The sequence below is a fragment of the Agrobacterium sp. 10MFCol1.1 genome, from assembly GCF_000381165.1.
GTDB lineage: Bacteria > Pseudomonadota > Alphaproteobacteria > Rhizobiales > Rhizobiaceae > Agrobacterium > Agrobacterium tumefaciens.
Map to the genome: position 1 here is coordinate 570,267 of NZ_KB906073.1, position 15,953 is coordinate 586,219.

The following is a 15,953-nucleotide window of genomic DNA, read 5'->3' on the forward strand; positions in this document are numbered from 1 at the left end:
AACTAACGTAGCTGCATTGTCTCTATGTTACGTCGAAACGCCGGCACGCGAATTGTTTGCGCGAAACATCCACAGCGCTGCCCGCCATGAACGTTTCGCCCGGGCGCCGAAAAAAATCCCATTTCCTGCCTTCGTCTGGTCCACTTTGAAACGGACAAGAAGAACAGGGACAACGGTCGTGCGCAATGCACTTCGGCCCTGCCGTATCATTCGATACACCCCGCCTTGCGTCGCCTTTCATCGCCACCCACAACAGCGCTGACAGACCGCAACCCGTGGCGCATTGACTGCAAACGTGCAGGGCATTGATTGCGACGGCCAGCGCGGTTTGAAAGAGGCGGTGGACGTGGAATCATTTTATCTTCTGTTGCTGGTGGCAACTGTTCTGGTTCTCGTCGCAGCGTTCTCAAGCCTCATCGCCTTCCGGTTCGGCGCACCGCTCCTGCTGCTCTTCCTGATGATTGGCCTTGCGGCAGGCGTGGATGGCCTCGGTATCCAGTTCACCAACAATCCGCTCGCCTATATGCTCGGCTCGCTCGTTCTCGCCGTCATCCTTTTCGATTCCGGTTTCGGTACGTCGATACAATCCTTCCGGCTTTCGGCAGCGCCCGCCGTCGCCCTCGCCACCGTCGGCGTCATCCTCACATCCGTGTTTTTCGCAGGCGCTGCCGCCCTGCTGCTCGGACTGTCGTGGCTGGAAGGCCTGCTGCTCGGCGCCATCGTCGCCTCTACGGATGCGGCAGCCGTATTCTTTCTCTTGCGCATCGGCGGCATTCATATCCGCGATCAGGTCCGCTCAACGCTTGAGGTCGAATCCGGCACTAATGATCCCATGGCGATTTTCCTCACCGTCGCGCTGGTCGAGATCATCGCCAAGGGACAGGGACTGGCCGGCATCGACACCGGCTTCCTGCTGCTGTTCGTCGAGGAAATGGGTCTCGGTGTTATCTTCGGCCTGCTCGGCGGCGTCATGATCGCAACAGTCGTCAACCGTTTCGCTGCCGACCGCGGGCTGGCGCCGATCTTCGTGCTGGCTCTTGCCCTGCTGGTCTTCTCCTTCACCGGCGCTATTGGCGGCAGTGGATTTCTTGCGGTCTATGTGGCGGGCATCGTTGCCGGCAACCGCCGGATTTTTGCCAAGGAGACCATCCGTCGTTTCCATGAAGGGCTGACCTGGCTTGCCCAGATCATCATGTTCCTAATGCTCGGCCTTCTGGCAACGCCATCGCAATTTCCAGCGATTGCCATTCCGGCCGTGCTGCTTGCGCTTTTCCTGATCTTTGTTGCCCGCCCGCTTGCGGTGTGGCTCAGCCTCATGCCCTTCAACTATACCCAGCAGGAAACCTCATTCGTGGCATGGGTGGGCCTTCGTGGAGCGGTTTCCATCCTGCTTGCCATCATGCCCATTCTTGGCGGGCTGGACGATGCGCAAATCTATTTCAATGCCGCCTTCATCATCGTGCTCGTGTCGCTCTTGCTGCAAGGCTGGACCATCAAACCGGTGGCAACACGGCTCGGGCTGATCGTGCCGCCGCGCATGGGTGATGTCGACAAACTGGAAGTGGACCTTCCCGGCACTGCCAATCACGAACTGATTTCCTACCGCGTGGCCAAAGGCAGCGCCATCATGCAGGGCGAGCGAATTCCCCGCTGGGCGATGCCTTCGCTCGTCGTGCGTGATGGCAAATCCATCCGCTACCAATATGCCGGGCGCCTGCGCGAAAATGATCTCGTCTATCTTTTTATCGCGCCCGGTTATACGCGGCTGATCGACCGGCTGTTTGCAAGCGCCCTGCCGGTTGCGGATGACGACGCCGATTTCTTCGGGATCTTTGCAATCTCTCCCGCGCGTCCGGCCACGGAGCTTGACGCCGCCTACGGCCCCGGCCTTATTTCGGCCAACGAGCATGCCATGAGCATCGCGGAACTGATCGAGGCGCGCCTTTCTGGCAAGGCAGATTATGCCGACCGGGTGCGCCTCGGTTCTATTGTTCTCATCGTTCGGGCGCTGGACGAACATGAGGCGATTACCGGGATCGGAATTTCGCTTGAGCCGGTCGAACCGGCTATCGGCCTGCCGATCTTTATCAGCTTTTCGGAAATTCTCCGCCGCGTGCGCGCTTATCTGGCGCAGCGGCGCCAGTCGGGCTCCACCGCTGCCGGCAAGGGCATTTCCGCGCCTTCAGACGAGGCAAGAGAAAATGAGGCCTGACCGGCTTGCGTCGGCAATCAGGCATAGTATGGTCCGTCCCGAACTCGCAACGAAATCAGGATCGACCTATGCCCGCCTTCAAGACCATCGATGACCTTAACGATATTGCCGGAAAGCGCGTCCTTGTCCGTGTTGATCTCAACGTGCCGGTTGCGGATGGCAAAGTGACGGACAGCACCCGTATCGAGCGGGTTGCACCGACCATTCTGGAGCTTTCCGAAAAAGGCGCAAAAGTCATTCTGCTCGCCCATTTCGGTCGCCCCAAGGGTGAACCGGTCGCCGACATGTCGCTCTCCCAGATCGTGCCTGCGGTCGAGGAAGTGCTGGATCACGCCGTTTTCTTCGCATCCGATTGCATCGGTGCGCCGGCAGCCGACGCAGTCGCGAAAATGAATGATGGCGATATCCTGCTTCTGGAAAACACCCGCTTTCACAAGGGCGAAGAGAAGAATGACACCGCCTTCGTCGAGGCTCTGGCAGCCAATGGCGATATCTATGTGAACGACGCCTTCTCTGCGGCGCACCGTGCGCACGCCTCGACCGAGGGCTTGGCGCGTCATCTGCCCGCCTATGCCGGTCGCACCATGCAGGCCGAGCTTGAGGCGCTGGAAAAAGGCCTTGGCCAGCCTGTTCGCCCGGTCGTCGCCATCGTCGGCGGCGCCAAGGTTTCAAGCAAGATCGATCTCCTGATGAACCTCGTCAAGAAGGTCGATGCCCTCGTCATCGGCGGCGGCATGGCCAATACCTTCCTTGCCGCGCGTGGCGCACAAGTCGGTAAGTCCCTGTGCGAGCACGACCTTGCCGAAACCGCAAAACAGATCATGATCGAGGCGGCGACATCCGGCTGTGCGATCGTACTGCCGGAAGACGGTGTGGTTGCCCGCGAATTCAAGGCCGGTGCGGCAAATGAAATCGTCGATATCAACGCCATTCCCGCTGACGCCATGGTTCTCGATGTCGGCCCAAAATCGGTCGAAAGCATCAAAGCCTGGATTTCGCGCGCGGAAACGCTGGTCTGGAACGGCCCGCTTGGCGCCTTCGAAATCGAGCCCTTCGATGCGGCAACCGTTGCTGCCGCAAAACATGCCGCCGAATGCACGAAGGCCGGCAAGCTCGTCTCCGTCGCCGGTGGCGGCGATACGGTCGCGGCACTCAACCATGCCGAAGTCTCGGACGATTTCACCTATATCTCGACGGCAGGCGGCGCCTTCCTAGAATGGATGGAAGGCAAGGAATTGCCGGGCGTTGCCATCCTGACCGCCGCCAAGTAGACTTCCCACACTTGCCTGACACGAGGCCGGACAAGCGATGCTTGGCCGGCCTTGTTTTTTGGTAAGTGCGCATGGGAGGAAAGTTTCAAACGATTGAAATGATTTCAATCGTTTCAATGAGTTAGCATGCCATTTCCCTGCCCTGGAACTTCTGTTATCGGGAATTTATTGTGCCTTGGGAGAATAGCAAATGACCGAACGTCTCGAAGACATCGCAATCAAAATGGTTGCAGACGGCAAGGGCCTGCTCGCCGCCGACGAATCCACAGGAACGATCAAGAAGCGTTTCGACAGCATCAACCTGGAATCAACCGAGACCGCCCGCCGCGATTATCGCGAAATGCTGTTCCGCTCCGACGACGCCATGAAGAAGTGCATCTCCGGCGTCATCCTTTACGAAGAAACCTTGTTCCAGAAGGCCGCCGACGGTACGCCATTCGTGGACATCATCAAGGCCGCCGGCAGCCTGCCGGGCATCAAGGTGGATATCGGCGCCAAGCCGATGGCTTTCCACCCGGGTGAATTCATCACCGAAGGCCTTGACGGCCTGTATGAGCGCCTGCGCAAGTACCATGAAGCCGGCGCGCGTTTCGCCAAGTGGCGCGGCGTCATCACCATCGGTGATCAGCGTCCGAGCTGGGGTTCGATCAAGGCAAACTCCCAGTCGCTCGCCCGTTACGCCGCCCTCTGCCAGCAGGCGGACATCGTGCCGATCGTGGAACCGGAAGTGCTGATGGACGGCGAACCAGGTACGCACGATATCGATCGCTGTGCGGAAGTCACGCAATGGGTTCTCCAGACCGTGTTCGCGGATCTGTTCGACGCCCGCGTCAACCTTGAAGGCATGATCCTCAAGCCGAACATGATCATCGACGGCAAGAATGCCCGCAAGGCTTCCGTTGATGAAGTGGCGGAAAAGACCGTGAAGGTTCTGAAGGCGACCGTGCCTTCTGCCGTTCCCGGCATCGCTTTCCTTTCCGGCGGCCAGTCCTCCGAAGAGGCGACGGCACATCTCTCCGCCATGAATGCCGGTTACGACCTGCCCTGGTCGCTGACCTATTCGTACGGCCGCGCCCTTCAGGACACCGCACTCAAGGCGTGGGGCGGCAAGCAGGAAAATGTCGCGGCCGGCCAGCGTGCTTTCACACACCGCGCGATGATGAACACCCTGGCTGCCAAGGGCAACTGGAAGCAGGAACTCGAAAAGGCTGCCTGAGGCATAGCCCCAGGCATTTATAAAAAATTGAAGCCGCCCCCATTGGGCGGCTTTTTCTTTATGGGCGCAAAAGCAGCGTCGCCGACCAGATGACGAAGGCGGCAACCGCTATCTTCCAGCAATCGCCTCTTTTCTTGAGGCCGGGCAGGCCCAAGGGGCGGATGATCTGCACAATCATCGCCAGCAGTAAAAAAAGGCCGATCGCCTTTGTCATTTATTGAGCCTTTTCTTTATTTCTGCATCGTCACAGGCTGGACATTTTTACCGTTCACCAGAAGAGTGCAACTCATTCGGGTAACCCCCGTCTTATGGCCTGCCGACCATACGTTCGAACGCATGAGAGTGTCTTCATGAGCAGAAATCTTCTACCCGTATTCGCTCTTTTATCCAGCACTCTGTTTCTTTTTCTCGGTAACGGCCTTCAGGGTCTCGTGCTACCCATGCGCGGTTCGGCGGAAGGCTATTCCAATGAAATTCTGGGCTTTCTCGGCACCTCCTGGGCGGCAGGCTTCGTCATTGGCTGTTTTGTGGCGCCCGCCATCGTGCGCCGTGCGGGGCATGTGCGGGCATTTGCCTCCTTCGTGGCGCTTGTCTGCCTGACCGTGCTGATGACCGGCCTCGTTATCGATGATGTCTGGTGGATTACGCTCCGCGCGCTTACAGGCTTCTGCACCGCCGGCACTTCCATGATCATCGAGAGCTGGCTGAACGAGCGCGCGACCAATGAGAGCCGCGGCATGATCTTTTCGCTCTATATCGCCATAACGCTGCTTGGCGTCGTGGCTGGGCAGATGATCGTGCCGATGGGCGATATCAGCAATAGCTCGCTGTTCATGATCTGCGGCATCATCTATTGCATCGCCATTCTGCCGGCCACGCTTTCTAAGGCTGCCAGTCCCCAGCCCTTGCAAAAGGTGAAGCTGGACTTACCCGCCCTCTATCGGAATTCGCCGGTCTCCTTCGTCGGTATCCTGATGATCGGCATCGCCAATGGTGCTTACGGTACGCTTGGCGCCGTTTTCGGCGCGCGGGCAGGCCTTGATCCGACCATGATCGCCATCATGGTTTCCGTCACGATTTTCGTCGGCGCACTCGCCCAATTTCCAGCAGGCCGCCTTTCGGACCGGATTGACCGCCGTTATGTGCTTGCCGGACTGGCGGGGCTTGGCGCGGTTGCGGGCCTGGCCGTGGCGGCCGTGCAGCCGCATGATGTCTATGTGCTCATTCCGATGATCGCCATTTACGGCGCCGCCGCCAACGCGCTTTATCCCATCGCCGTGGCGCATGCCAACGACTTTGCGGCATCGGAAGACTTCGTCAAGGTTTCCGGTGGACTGCTACTGCTTTATGGCATCGGCACCATCATCGGCCCGACGCTCGGCGGCGCGGTCATGACCTATTCCGGCCCCTATGCGCTGTTCCTGGTGACAGCCGTCGCCCATGTGCTGATCACGGCCTATGCCATCATCAGAAGCCGTCAGCGCGCCACGCTTTCGAACGCCGAAAAGGACAATTTCTCGACGATGATGCCGACAACGCCCTCACCGCTCGTGACACCGGAAAGCATTGCGCTTGACCCGCGGGCGCCGCAATATCCCGAGGACGATGGCGACCATGTTGAAAAAGGAGCAGGCATATGAGCCTCTTGGACGATGACCGTCCGCAAAAACCGGTAGCGCATGAGATCGGCAGCGATCTCAGCCTTCTTTCGGTGGACGAGCTGAGCAACCGCATCGACATTCTTCAAACCGAAATCACCCGACTTGAAGAGGAGAGGAAAAGGAAGTCTGCCGGCCGGCTTGCGGCGGAGAACCTCTTCCGGTCCTGACAGGTGGCCTTCAGCAAAACCTCCGGCCAAGTCTTAACTCGATAAGCTGCTGCCACAAAGGCAGACGAGATTAACGATTCTGATGCAGTCTTTCGTTTACCATTAACCAAAAATTAAGCTTTCTGAGAGATTACTATACATGTCCAGTTCTTCTGGGCCTCAGGCATCTTCTCCATACGGCGAATTGGTCTGATTTTTCTCCCTGTTTTACCTTGAGAGCCGCTTTCGCGGCTCTTTTTTTACCGATCACCGGATTTCGTAAAACTGTGGGTATTAACCCTTCTTTAATAATTGCCTTGCGCATTTCAGGTAAAGATACCATCCTGAAAACACTAAAGGCCGGAACAAAATATTACCGGTCGTCGTTGCCTGACAGTGTGGTGCGTGAGCAGGGATTTAAAGAAAATGTCGGAACAGGTTTTAAATACCATTAGCTTTGCGGGTCGCGCGGCTGCTTCCAACCAGTTCAAGACCCTCTATACCGAAGGCATGACCTTGGTTGAGGAAACGGCGAGCTATCTTGATGGAGCCGGTCGTACCGCTTCAAAGGTTCTGCCGCGCATGGCGTCTGTCCTTTACGCGGCAGAATCGATGCGCCTCACCACCCGCCTGATGCAGATGGCATCCTGGCTGCTTCTGCAGCGCGCCGTCAACAATGGCGAGATGACACGCGATCAGGTTCTCAGCGAAAAAAGCAAGGTGCGGCTCGACAGCTTCAACGTCGATCGCAACGCTCCAGGCTGGAACGACCTGCCTGAGTCCTTCCGTGACCTTATCGAGCGGTCGCTCCGCCTTCAGAACCGCGTTGCCCTTCTCGACCGCGAAATCTACCGTCCGTCCGAAGCCACCAAGGTACCTGACAACGAAAACAGCGTGCAGGCGCAGCTTAACCTTCTGCGCACGGCTTTCTCGATCAACTGAGAAAAGACGACCTTATCCGGACAATTCGAAAAGCAGGCTCATGGGCCTGCTTTTTTGTTTTGGCCTACAATAGGCTCGTTTCACCGGATCGACAGACAATAAAAAAGCCCGGTAAAACCGGGCTTTTTTTAAATGATCCGTCCACAAGTGGATTAGAGGCCGAGGCCGCCGAAACGCTTGTTGAACTTGGAAACGCGACCGCCGCGGTCCATAAGCTGCTGGTTGCCGCCCGTCCATGCCGGATGGGACTTGGGGTCGATTTCAAGGTTCATGACTGCGCCTTCCGAACCCCAGGTCGAGCGGGTTTCGTATTCGGTGCCATCGGTCATGACGACCTTGATCGTGTGATAAGCGGGATGGATATCAGCCTTCATGACAATCTTCCTGGTTAAGTGACGTGCGGTCCATTTGCCGCAATTGCGTCAACTGAGCCATTTCAATAAATGAAGCCATAGTCCTGATGGGCTATGGCTTCCCAATTCGATGCGGAGCCTATACATGAAGGTCGCCCAGATAACAAGAGCCTGCTATCCCCTTGTGAAAGGAGATAGCCGCAGGGACTAGAATTTTACCGCGCGCCGGAAATTCACCCGCAAAGGGCCGAAAAACGGCACGGAACGAGGAGTGTAGCGGACGTGGCAGACATTGAAGAGCAGAAAGCGGCTAAACAGAGAAACCTGAAGCCGCTGCTTGGCCTGTTTCCCTATCTCAGGCGGTATCGCGGCCTGATGGCGGCGGCCCTGTTTGCGCTTGTGCTTTCTTCCGCCACGACACTTGCCTTGCCGCTTGCCGTTCGCCGTATCATCGATCACGGTTTCCAGACGTCGGACGGTGGCATGATCAACAGCTACTTCGCCGTGCTTCTGGCGATTGCCGTCCTTCTCGCTCTCGCCAGCGCCATGCGCTATTATTATGTCATGACCATCGGCGAAAGGGTCGTTGCCGATCTGCGCCGTGATGTCTTTGCTCATCTCACCACGCTGTCGCAGCAGTTTTTCGATGCCAACCGCTCGGGAGAGCTGACCTCGCGGTTGACCGCGGATACCGTACAGATTCGCTCGGCCTTCGGCTCCTCAGCTTCCGTTGCGCTGCGTAACATCATCATGTGCTGCGGCGCGGTGGCGATGATGATCTATACCAGCCCCGGCCTTTCCGGCCTTGCGCTCCTGGCCATCCCGTTCATCGTTTTTCCTTTGATTGCGTTCGGGCGCTCGGTTCGTGCCCGCTCCCGCAATACGCAGGACACATTGGCCAATTCCGCCGCCTATGCCTCGGAAACGATCGGGGCGAGCCGCACCGTGCAGTCCTTTAACGCCGAGGCGCTTGCGAATGCCCGCTACGGCGCCTCCGTAGAAGCAGCCTATCAGGGTGCGCGCGCAGCGATAGGCGCCCGCTCCATCCTCACCGCCGTCGCCATCGCGCTCGTTTTCGGCAGCGTCGTCGGCATTCTCTGGTATGGCGCGCAAAGCGTTTTGTCCGGCGGCATGACGGCGGGTACGCTTGGCCAGTTCGTGCTTTATTCGGTCATCGCGGCAAGCGGCCTAGGCCAGCTCTCAGAAGTCTGGGGTGAACTGGCGCAGGCGGGCGGCGCGGCTGAACGGCTTTCCGAACTGCTGAACGAGCGCTCGCCCGTTGCCGAGCCGTCAGCACCCGTTTCGATGGTTCAGCCGCCGCGCGGCGAAGCGGCATTCGAGAATGTCAGTTTCATTTATCCACTCGCAACCGGTGGCCCGATCATCTCCGGCCTCTCCTTCAAGGTCAATGCCGGCGAAACCGTCGCCATCGTCGGCCCTTCCGGGGCGGGAAAAAGCACGGTCTTTTCGCTGCTGATGCGGTTCTACGATCCGCAGGAGGGCCGCATCACCATCGATGGCGTCGATATCCGCGATGTCCGCCTTGCCGATCTGCGCGCGCGACTGTCCATTGTTCCACAGGATGTGGCGATCTTTGCCTCCTCTATCCACGATAACATCGCATTCGGTCGGCCGGCTGCGACACGCGAAGAAGTGCGCACGGCCGCTATCGCCGCTCAGGCAGACAGCTTCATTGCCCGGCTGAACGATGGTTATGACACGCAGGTGGGCGAGCGCGGCGTAACGCTTTCCGGCGGTCAACGCCAGCGCATCGCCATTGCCCGCGCCATCCTGCGTAACGCCCCTATCCTGCTTCTTGACGAAGCGACCTCTGCACTGGATGCCGAAAGCGAAACGCTGGTGCAAAAGGCGCTCGATGAGCTGATGAAAACCCGCACCACCATCGTCATTGCCCATCGCCTTGCCACCGTGTTGAAGGCCGACCGCATTCTCGTGATGGATGAGGGCCGTATCATCGAGGAAGGCACGCACCAGAGTCTTATCCGCCAGAACGGCCTTTATGCGAGACTTGCCCGGCTGCAATTCCAGACAGGGCCGGACGAACTGCGCGCTCAAGCGTGAGCCGTGTGGGCTTAAGCTAGCACGCTACCCCCCGCAACACGGCCCGAAAACAGGCAACCGCCGAGGAATGTGCCCTCCAGCGCATTATATCCGTGCATGCCGCCGCCGCCGAAGCCTGCCACCTCTCCGGCAGCATAAAGGCCCGGAACAGGGTTGCCGGCCGCGTCCAGCACCCTCGCCTCTAGGTCCGTATGCAAACCGCCAAGCGTCTTGCGCGTCAACACATGCAGGCGCACCGCAATCAGCGGCCCTTTTGTCGGGTCTAGCAACCGATGTGGTTTTGCAGTGCGCATCAACCGATCACCAAGATAACGCCGCGCTCCGTGGATCGCCGTAACCTGCGCATCCTTGCTGAAACCGTTTTCGATCTCCCGGTCTCTTGCCTCTATCTGATAGCGGATGTGGTCAATATTCAGCCGATTGTCGCCGTTGATGATATTCATCGCCGCCACGAGTTCTTCCAGCGTATCACGGACGGCGAAATCCTCGCCGCGTTCCATGAAAGCCCGCACCGGCCCCGGTGGCTCCTTGCCCAACCGTTTGAGCAGTAGCCGCACATCCTTACCCGTCAGATCTGGATTTTGCTCCGAACCAGAAAGCGCAAATTCCTTCTTGATGATTGCCTTGGTCAGAATGAACCAGCTGTGACCGCTGCCGCGTTCGCCCAGCATCTTAAGCGTGCCGAGCGTATCGAAGCCCGGCATCGCGGGTGCTGCGAGCCGGTTTCCATCCGCATCGCACCAGAAAGACGAGGGGCCGGGCAAAATACGAATGCCATGGTCCGGCCAGATCGGATCGTGATTTTTCACGCCCTCGGTATAATGCCACATACGGTCGCGATTGATGACCGTTCCGCCCGCTGTTTCCGTAATGGCGATCATACGGCCATCCACATGCGCAGGCACGCCACAGACCATGGTCGCGGGGGGCTTGCCCAGCCGCTCCAACGGCCAGTTGCGCCGCACCAGTTCCTGATTGCCGCCGATGCCACCGGAACTGACGATGACCGCCGAGGCCGAAAGGACAAAATCACCCTGCTCTTCCCGGCTGCTTGGTTGCCCGCGCAACACCGGATCCCTGGCAAGAACAACACCGGAAATGCCCGTCACCCTGCCGTCGGTGATATCCAGATGATCGACGCGGTGGCGGAACCGAAAGGTGAGCCGACCGCTTGCCGTCATGGTCTTTGCCTTTTCAACGAAAGGCGCCAGCACACCGGGGCCAGTGCCCCAGGTGACATGGAAACGCGGAACGGAATTGCCGTGGCCATGAGCAAGGGCACCGCCACGCTCGGCCCAGCCGACCACGGGAAACCAGCGCATGCCCAGCCGATGCAGCCATTGACGTTTCTCCCCCGCGGCGAAATTGAGATAAGCCTCCGCCCAGCGGCGCGGCCAATGATCTTCTGGGCGGTCAAAACCGGCGGAGCCGAACCAGTCCTGCCTTGCAAGATCGAGATTGTCGCGCACCCGCATTCGGCGCTGTTCGGGACTATCAACAAAAAACAGACCACCCAGCGACCAGAAGGCCTGCCCGCCCAGGTTCTGCTCCCCCTCCTGATCCACAAGGCAAACACTGAAACCGCGCTCAACAGCCTCTGTCGCTGCGACCAGACCGGCAAGCCCCGCGCCGACAACGATCACATCATATCGCTCCATCAGCTCCTCCCAGATGCGACAGAATTACGTTTACGCGAACGTAAATTCACTTGCAGCTCAAGGCAACCGCTATGATACGGCTTAAGGTGTCAGCGCTCGGTGAGCTTCAGTTCGATACGGCGGTTCTGCTGGCGTGCTTCCGGCGTGTCGCCTTCGGCGATCGGCTGATATTCACCGAAACCGGCAGCGACCAGCCGGTTGGCCGGAACACCCTTGGAGATCAGGAACTTCACCACGGAGGTTGCGCGTGCCGAGGAAAGTTCCCAATTGTCACGGAAGCGACCGGACCCGGAAAGCTGGACATTGTCCGTGTGGCCATCCACGCGCAGAACCCAGTTGATCTCGGTGGGGATTTCCTTGGCAAGATCGATCAGCGCGGCCGCCAGCTTCTCCATCTCCGCCTGCCCTTGCGGATTGAGGTCGTTGCCACCGGATGGAAAGAGCACTTCGGACTGGAAGACAAAGCGGTCGCCGACGATGCGAATGTTTTCGCGATCCGAGAGGATTTCACGCAGACGCCCAAAAAAATCAGAACGATAGCGGTTGAGTTCCTGAACCCGCTGCGCCAGCGCAACATTGAGACGGCGGCCGAGATCGGCGATCTTGACTTGTGATGAGGTATCCTTGGCTTCCGACGCCTGCAGGGCGGCTTCCACCGATGCGATCTGCGCCCTGAGCGCCGCAATCTGCTGGTTGAGCAATTCGATCTGTGCGGAGGCGCGGGAATTGGCCTGTCTTTGGTCATCCAGCTCGCCGGTCAGGCTGCCAATCCGGGCATTGGCGCTTGCATTGTTGCCCGATCCCGCATCGAGAAGCGACTGCAGGCGTGAGCGCTCGCTTTCAGATGCGGCAAGGGTTGATTGTAGGCTCGCCAGCGCGTCCTCGATATCCTGCTTGCTGCCCTTTTCCATGGCCAGAAGTTCAGTCAATTCGGCAATCTGGCTGTTGAGGCGAGTCAACACCTCGTCCTTGCCACTAATTTCCCGCGACAGAACAAATTGCGCCAGCACGAAGACCGTCAGCAGGAACATGATGGCCATGAGCAGCGTCGACAGCGCATCGACGAAACCCGGCCAATAATCCACACCCCTGTCGCGGCGGCGGTTGCGCGCAAGCGCCATGGCTACTCGCTCCCGTTATCGTGCCGGGTGCGTCCGGAGGATTTTGTCTCGCCGTCGATACGTGTCGACAACCGGTCGAGCGTGCGGCGAAGTGATTTCGATTCCTCCTGCTGCGCCTCGATCCAGTCACGCAACATCTGCTGCTCGCTGCGCATGTTCTTGACCAGACCTTGAATGCCTTCAGCAAGACTCGTCATGGCGGCGAGCGAGCGCTCAGTGCTGACCATTGCGCCGGGTTCAGCGTTGAATTCCCTTGGCCCATCCGCCGACGTATCCGTCACCGACGACAGCCAGTTTTCGAGCTGGGTGTAAAAACGGTTTTGGGCACGGCCGGCCTGAAGATCGAGGAAACCGAGGATCAGGGAGCCTGAAAGGCCGAGGAGCGACGAGGAAAACGCCGTTCCCATGCCGGAAAGCGGCGCAGTGAGACCGGTCTTGAGCGAGCTTAGAATATCGTTGCTGGTGCCGGCGCTGGGATCAAGCGACTGAATGACATTGCTGATGGCGCCGATGGTGCCGATCAGACCCCAGAAGGTGCCGAGCAGGCCGAGAAATACCAGAAGGCCGACAAGATAACGTGAAGTATCGCGCGATTCATCAAGGCGTGTCGCGATGGAATCGAGAATTGTCCGCTGCGTAACTGCAGAAAGCCGGACTTCGCCACGCTTGCCGATTAACGTGCTCATGGGGGCCAGCAGCTTTGGAGCGCGGCCGACTTTCTCGGCGCTGCCGGCGGCCCGGAATGCGTTAAACCAGCGGACTTCCGAACGCAGGCTCATGGTCTGCGTGAATACCAGAATGATGCCGATGACGAGAACGCCGAGAATGAAGCCGTTCAAGCCCGGATTCGTCATGAAGGCCGTGTGCGCCTGCCGGTAAAGAATGGCCGCCAGAAAGCCGACGAGGATCAGAAACAGAACCATCGTCCACAGAAACGGTGTGGGGCTGGACAGCTTGTGGCTGTATTGCCGTGTGGTCACCGGCTTCTCCACGCCGAGATCGAGCAACTCCGAATCCGCCATAACGTTCGCATTCCCTTCGGTCACGTATCAACCGGACGCTATTTGAAAATTGCGACGATTTGAAGCGAAAAGCCTGTCTTTCGTCACAGGCATTTCACGAAAGCCGGCTTGACCGAAGACCGAAAAAACAAAAACGCTCGGCGATAGTTCGCCGGGCGCCTAAAACCTGGATTAAACGGCAGGTTTTCTGCCGAAATCGATCAACGACCCGGAATCGGACGGTTGGCAACTTCCACAAGTGCCTTGTGGATATATTCGTTTCCGGCAGCAACACTGCCGCTGCCGAAGATATCCGCGCCGCCCTTGGCGTCGGAGGTGAACCCGCCAGCTTCGCGAATCAGCACCAGACCGGCCGCCATATCCCACGGCGAAAGCTCTGCTTCCCAGAAACCGTCGAGGCGACCTGCTGCAACATAGGCAAGGTCGAGTGCTGCAGCACCCATGCGGCGGATGCCGGCTGCTTCACCCATGACATGGCGAAGTTCGACAAGGAATTTGCCGTGATTGCCGCGACCGAGATGCGGCACACCGCAGCCGATGACGCAATCCGTCAAGGCCTTGCGCGCGGCAACGCGGATACGACGATCGTTAAGGAACGCGCCGCCGCCACGCTCGGCGGTGTAGAGTTCGTCGGTCGCGGGATTGAAAATCACGCCGGCTACGACTTCTCCGTTACGCTCGAGCGCGATGGAAACGGCGAAATGCGGAATGCCGTGCAGGAAGTTGGTCGTGCCATCCAGCGGGTCGACGATCCAGCGATGCGCACCATCACTGCCCTTTTCCTCGCCGCCTTCCTCACCCAGAAAATCGTAGGTGGGGCGGGCTTTCATCAGCTCGTCGCGCACGATCTTTTCAGCCTTGAGGTCCGCCTGCGATACGAAATCGCTCGGTCCCTTGACCGAAACCTGAAGGTTCTGCACTTCACCGAAGTCACGCGACAAAGACTTACCCGCCTTGAGGGCGGCCTGAACCATCACATTGAGAAGGGCTGAACGTGCCATCGAATTTGTTTCCTGGAAAGCTTGCGAACCACCCGCAAGCTAGCCGGGCAGGAACGTCATTATTTTCTTGAATTGAAAGTTTGCGGTTCAAGACCACAAAACGCGCGGAAATTCAAGGCAAAAAGCCTGCACATGCACGCTGGCGCCGAACAACCGGCCTTGCATCACATCGGACGGAAACGATTTGCCGCCTCGATAGCCTTTTTCTGCTGCTCGTCGGTGATCCCGAGATAAAAATCCTCGAGAGACGGATCCTTCAGCCCGGCGCGGCGGGAAAGCACGTACCATTTGGCCGCCTCCACCGGATCGGGCCGTGTGCCGAGCGCCTGAATGTAAAGATGCGCCACCTTGTTCTGCGCCACGACATTGCCGCGCTGCGCAGCACCGTAAAGCCAGCGGAAGCCTTCATCCAGATTTCGCTCGCCGCCAAAACCGTTGACCAGCCAGATGCCGAGATCGACCTGCGCGGTATCGTAGCCTGCCTTTGCGGCCCGCGTCAGCCAATCGCGCGCCTTGGCCTTCTTTTCGGCCGGCACATCCTTGACCGAGTGGTAGATCTGCGACACCGCATATTGCGCGTCGGCAATGCCCTGCTCGGCGGACTTTTCATAATACGGCATGGCCATCAGCAATCCCTTTACGCCGGGATTTTCCGAAACCAGTATCTGCCCCCAGTTGAACTGAGCCGAAGCATTGCCGGCTTCCGCCGCACGGTGCATGTAATCGTCGGCCTTCGCCTTGTCGCGGGTAACGAACTTGCCCTCCATCAAAATGAGGGCGAATTTGAACATGGCGACGGGATCGCCACCCTGTGCCGCCTGCTGGTACCAGAAGGCCGCGGTCTTTTCGTCGCGGGCGATGCCGAGACCACGCGACATCATTTCCGCCACCAGCGTCTGGGCGGCCGCATCGCCGTTCTGCGCACGGTTGAGCGCCTTGTCGAGCGCCTGGACATATTCGCCGCGCTGGAAATGCCCATAGGCCTCATCCACCCGGCCCTTGAACTCCTTTTCAGGCGGCAAGGCCGGCAGGTCCGCGCCCATGCGCTGATAGACGTTGACGCCCTGCGACGGTTGCAAGTCCTTCTGCTCTTCGGACTGCACCCTGCCCTGACGGGAAGGCTGCGCCTCATCCTCCAACTGGCGGGAAAGCGCGTTGCTTTCGCTTTGCGGTCCGGATTGGGCAAAAGCAACGCCCGCCGGCGCGCCTAAAGACAGCGCCAGCAGCGAAATAGAAAGGCAGACGTGAACCGAGCGCATCAACATCGC

Annotated in this window: 14 protein-coding genes; 7 read left to right on the forward strand and 7 right to left on the reverse strand. The window is 58.9% G+C overall.

Annotated elements, in window-relative coordinates; genetic code table 11:
* Nucleotides 1–346 precede the first annotated feature (346 nt).
* The 3 genes from F617_RS0107385 (at nt 347) to F617_RS0107395 (ending at nt 4,699) form a co-directional block, all read left to right on the forward strand.
* Nucleotides 347–2,212 carry a potassium/proton antiporter gene (locus tag F617_RS0107385; RefSeq protein WP_026330715.1) on the forward strand — a complete coding sequence of 622 codons (1,866 nt, stop codon included), beginning with the start codon at nt 347–349 and terminating at the stop codon, nt 2,210–2,212.
* Nucleotides 2,213–2,280: 68 nt separating this feature from the next.
* Nucleotides 2,281–3,483, forward strand: a complete 1,203-nt coding sequence (gene pgk / locus F617_RS0107390) for a phosphoglycerate kinase (protein ID WP_019564910.1) — start codon at nt 2,281–2,283, stop codon at nt 3,481–3,483.
* 190 nt (nt 3,484–3,673) lie between these two features.
* Complete coding sequence (locus F617_RS0107395) at nt 3,674–4,699, forward strand: class I fructose-bisphosphate aldolase (RefSeq protein WP_003511414.1); 1,026 nt, start codon at nt 3,674–3,676, stop codon at nt 4,697–4,699.
* 58 nt (nt 4,700–4,757) lie between these two features.
* Here F617_RS0107395 and F617_RS28660 read toward each other — a convergent pair whose 3' ends face one another.
* Nucleotides 4,758–4,913 (reverse strand): hypothetical protein, encoded by a 156-nt coding sequence (locus tag F617_RS28660; RefSeq protein ID WP_013761835.1) that lies wholly within the window; start codon nt 4,911–4,913, stop codon nt 4,758–4,760.
* Between the two features lie 136 nt (nt 4,914–5,049).
* On the opposite strand from F617_RS28660, the gene F617_RS0107405 reads away from it, so the two are divergent.
* From F617_RS0107405 to F617_RS0107415, 3 genes are all read left to right on the forward strand, one after another.
* The gene (locus tag F617_RS0107405) at nt 5,050–6,339 is read left to right on the forward strand and encodes an MFS transporter (protein ID WP_003511417.1); all 1,290 of its coding nucleotides are present in this window, start codon (nt 5,050–5,052) and stop codon (nt 6,337–6,339) included.
* Nucleotides 6,336–6,527 (forward strand): DUF1192 domain-containing protein, encoded by a 192-nt coding sequence (locus F617_RS0107410; protein WP_003511418.1) that lies wholly within the window; start codon nt 6,336–6,338, stop codon nt 6,525–6,527. The genes F617_RS0107405 and F617_RS0107410 overlap by 4 nt, the downstream gene beginning before the upstream one ends.
* Nucleotides 6,528–6,932: 405 nt before the next feature.
* Nucleotides 6,933–7,448 carry a DUF1465 family protein gene (locus F617_RS0107415; protein ID WP_003511419.1) on the forward strand — a complete coding sequence of 172 codons (516 nt, stop codon included), beginning with the start codon at nt 6,933–6,935 and terminating at the stop codon, nt 7,446–7,448.
* 152 nt (nt 7,449–7,600) lie between these two features.
* Here the strand turns inward: F617_RS0107415 and rpmE are convergent, their stop codons facing one another.
* Nucleotides 7,601–7,822 (reverse strand): 50S ribosomal protein L31, encoded by a 222-nt coding sequence (gene rpmE / locus F617_RS0107420; protein WP_003506183.1) that lies wholly within the window; start codon nt 7,820–7,822, stop codon nt 7,601–7,603.
* A 261-nt stretch (nt 7,823–8,083) separates the two neighbouring features.
* Between rpmE and F617_RS0107425 the strand changes: the two genes are divergently transcribed.
* Nucleotides 8,084–9,883: an ABC transporter transmembrane domain-containing protein gene (locus F617_RS0107425; protein ID WP_019564911.1), complete on the forward strand. Its 1,800-nt coding sequence runs from the start codon at nt 8,084–8,086 to the stop codon at nt 9,881–9,883.
* A gap of 11 nt (nt 9,884–9,894) precedes the next feature.
* Here the strand turns inward: F617_RS0107425 and F617_RS0107430 are convergent, their stop codons facing one another.
* The 5 genes from F617_RS0107430 to F617_RS0107450 form a co-directional block, all read right to left on the reverse strand.
* Nucleotides 9,895–11,541, reverse strand: a complete 1,647-nt coding sequence (locus tag F617_RS0107430; protein ID WP_019564912.1) for an FAD-binding dehydrogenase — start codon at nt 11,539–11,541, stop codon at nt 9,895–9,897.
* Between the two features lie 89 nt (nt 11,542–11,630).
* Nucleotides 11,631–12,662 carry a peptidoglycan -binding protein gene (locus F617_RS0107435; protein ID WP_003511422.1) on the reverse strand — a complete coding sequence of 344 codons (1,032 nt, stop codon included), beginning with the start codon at nt 12,660–12,662 and terminating at the stop codon, nt 11,631–11,633.
* Nucleotides 12,663–12,664: 2 nt separating this feature from the next.
* Nucleotides 12,665–13,684, reverse strand: a complete 1,020-nt coding sequence (locus F617_RS0107440; protein ID WP_013761839.1) for a hypothetical protein — start codon at nt 13,682–13,684, stop codon at nt 12,665–12,667.
* Nucleotides 13,685–13,884: 200 nt separating this feature from the next.
* Nucleotides 13,885–14,685 carry an inositol monophosphatase family protein gene (locus F617_RS0107445; RefSeq protein ID WP_003511424.1) on the reverse strand — a complete coding sequence of 267 codons (801 nt, stop codon included), beginning with the start codon at nt 14,683–14,685 and terminating at the stop codon, nt 13,885–13,887.
* Nucleotides 14,686–14,849: 164 nt separating this feature from the next.
* Nucleotides 14,850–15,950 (reverse strand): tetratricopeptide repeat protein, encoded by a 1,101-nt coding sequence (locus F617_RS0107450; RefSeq protein ID WP_019564913.1) that lies wholly within the window; start codon nt 15,948–15,950, stop codon nt 14,850–14,852.
* Nucleotides 15,951–15,953 lie beyond the last annotated feature (3 nt).